Genomic DNA, 2,077 nt, shown 5'->3' with positions numbered 1-2,077 from the left:
TCTATTAATATATTAAATTAATGTTTCATACCTCATGGCATATAAAAGAACAAAATTTAGCCCAACTGGATTTGTTACAAACTGCTGTTAATGCAGCATATGCCATTGATCAGATCATTAATAATAGAAGCAATAATGATTTAAATGCATATATTGACGGTGGAGAAAAGCTTCTTAATATCCTTAGTAATAAGGAATATGAAAATGACGATTTAATTTGTAATATAAATTTAAAATTAAGAGAAATATATAGACTAAATAGACAGGAATTATCAGAAAAATTATTACAGCTAAAAAAAGAAATGCAATTAAAAAAATATAAGAAGGAGCAAATTGATGTTTTCCTCAACATTTATAATGCAATAAAAGAAATAAAAACTGTATCAACTAAAGATGATTAATAATGTCTAATTTGGATAATATTAATCTTCAAATAATGAAAAACAAAATAAATTTTTATGATGGTAACTTAAATATTTTTAAGGAAAAATATAAAGATAATCAGATTTTTTATATTATCATATCAAGATTTAAAAAGTATATAGATTATATCAATAAATTATTAGAACAGGCTTGTATAACCACAAATATAGAGATAAAAAAAGATTTATTAGATACAGCCAATAAAATGATGTGTTCTAATATAAATGATTTATATTTAATAATGCCCAATCTACTAGTTACAGGTGATAACAAGCTACACCATATTTTGGATAGTATTTCGTCAAAACTTAAAAAAATATTAAATATAAAGACTGATGTTATAATACTGGATGGCAATGACTTTATTTCAACACCATTTTTCACGGCTAAATACACAAAACCACCATTAGATACAATGTATGTAATCATTATAAATTCAAGTTTGGATGTTTTAGGCATTCCACAAATAGCACATGAATTTGAACATATTCATATGGGTGAACATTATGACGTTTACAAAAAATTATTTACGGACATACAAAATATTTTTAGTTGTTACCATTTATAAATATTGTCTGTAATATTACTTTTTAAATCAGAATAAATAAAAATATGATCTAAAGGGTTAACCCTTAAAAAACCATGTGATAATGATCTGTTAATACCCTTGTCCGATTTATAGAATCTCCTTACAGGTTTTTTAAAAGAAATGAAATTTTCTTCGGTGTTAAATGGTTTAAAACTTAGATTTAAATTATTAATTTTTATTGTTAACAGATTAAAATCTTTTACAATGCCTTTTATTTTTTTATATCTATTATAAGTATTTATAAAAAATTTACTTTTGTCATAATCTACATTGCCTGCAGTATAATATAGAAATTGAGGACTGTAAGCATAGTTACCTGACATTAGAACGTTTTGATTCGCATCTATTGGTTCAGTTTCAGCATATTTGTTTTTAAGGTAATCTACCAGTTTAATATTATATCCTGGAATACAAAAATCGCCAACTTTAGCGTCAGTTATTTTATTTATAAATACGAATCTTTTTGATAATGAATCAAATAATTTTATAACAGGTCTATATTTTAAAGTCTCTTTTATATATTCTATATAATTTTGATTAACAATTTTTTTAAGCACCTTGTACTTATAATCTATAACCATTATCATTTTTCCATTACTAAGAGTGTTGAATTTAAGCTGAAAACCATCTAATGTAATTATGTCATCTTTATAGAAAATATTTTTATTATAAAAATGGTCTTTATCTATAATTAATTTGCCATAAAATGTTCTTTGAAAATATTTCAAAAATAAATCTTTGATATTTTGATAACTTATAGCATCTATGGATTCATATGGTATTAATTCCAGTTTATATTTATCCAGAACAATTGGGTTATTTATATGTTGCTTATTTAAGATTCCAACCATTATATTTTTATCCCATAGATATGAAAATACCACGTTCTGACTTTTTTCCATATTATGTATTAAATTTGTTATTTCTTTTTTATTTGGAGATGATAATACGTTTGATATTTTAAAGCAATATAATTTTTTAATAAATTCATTTACCTTAAAATTTGAAATGTATATATTTGATAAATGTTTATTGAATGATTGCATTAATTAAGTGAAGGCTTTT

3 protein-coding genes are annotated in these 2,077 nt (G+C 23.0%); 2 read left to right on the top strand and 1 reads right to left on the bottom strand.

From position 1 onward, the window contains the following. Positions 1-20 precede the first annotated feature (20 nt). Together AOG55_RS03290 and AOG55_RS03285 are read left to right on the top strand one after the other, a co-directional pair. Positions 21-401 carry a hypothetical protein gene (locus AOG55_RS03290; protein WP_055040885.1) on the top strand — a complete coding sequence of 127 codons (381 nt, stop codon included), beginning with the start codon at positions 21-23 and terminating at the stop codon, positions 399-401. 35 nt (positions 402-436) lie between these two features. Then, positions 437-991, top strand: a complete 555-nt coding sequence (locus AOG55_RS03285; protein WP_156318736.1) for a hypothetical protein — start codon at positions 437-439, stop codon at positions 989-991. Here the strand turns inward: AOG55_RS03285 and AOG55_RS09280 are convergent. Then, positions 979-1,593: a hypothetical protein gene (locus AOG55_RS09280; protein WP_156318735.1), complete on the bottom strand. Its 615-nt coding sequence runs from the start codon at positions 1,591-1,593 to the stop codon at positions 979-981. The genes AOG55_RS03285 and AOG55_RS09280 overlap by 13 nt on opposite strands. Positions 1,594-2,077: the final 484 nt, after the last annotated feature.

This window comes from Acidiplasma cupricumulans (assembly GCF_001402935.1).
Taxonomy (GTDB): Archaea; Thermoplasmatota; Thermoplasmata; order Thermoplasmatales; family Thermoplasmataceae; genus Acidiplasma; species Acidiplasma aeolicum.
This window is presented reverse-complemented; position numbering and strand designations above follow the sequence as displayed.

Coding starts and splice junctions, on each gene's coding strand:
- AOG55_RS03290 (WP_055040885.1), top strand. CDS start 21: ATGTTTCATACCTCATGGCATATAAAAGAACAAAATTTAGCCCAACTG.
- AOG55_RS03285 (WP_156318736.1), top strand. CDS start 437: ATGAAAAACAAAATAAATTTTTATGATGGTAACTTAAATATTTTTAAG.
- AOG55_RS09280 (WP_156318735.1), bottom strand. CDS start 1,593: ATGGTTATAGATTATAAGTACAAGGTGCTTAAAAAAATTGTTAATCAA.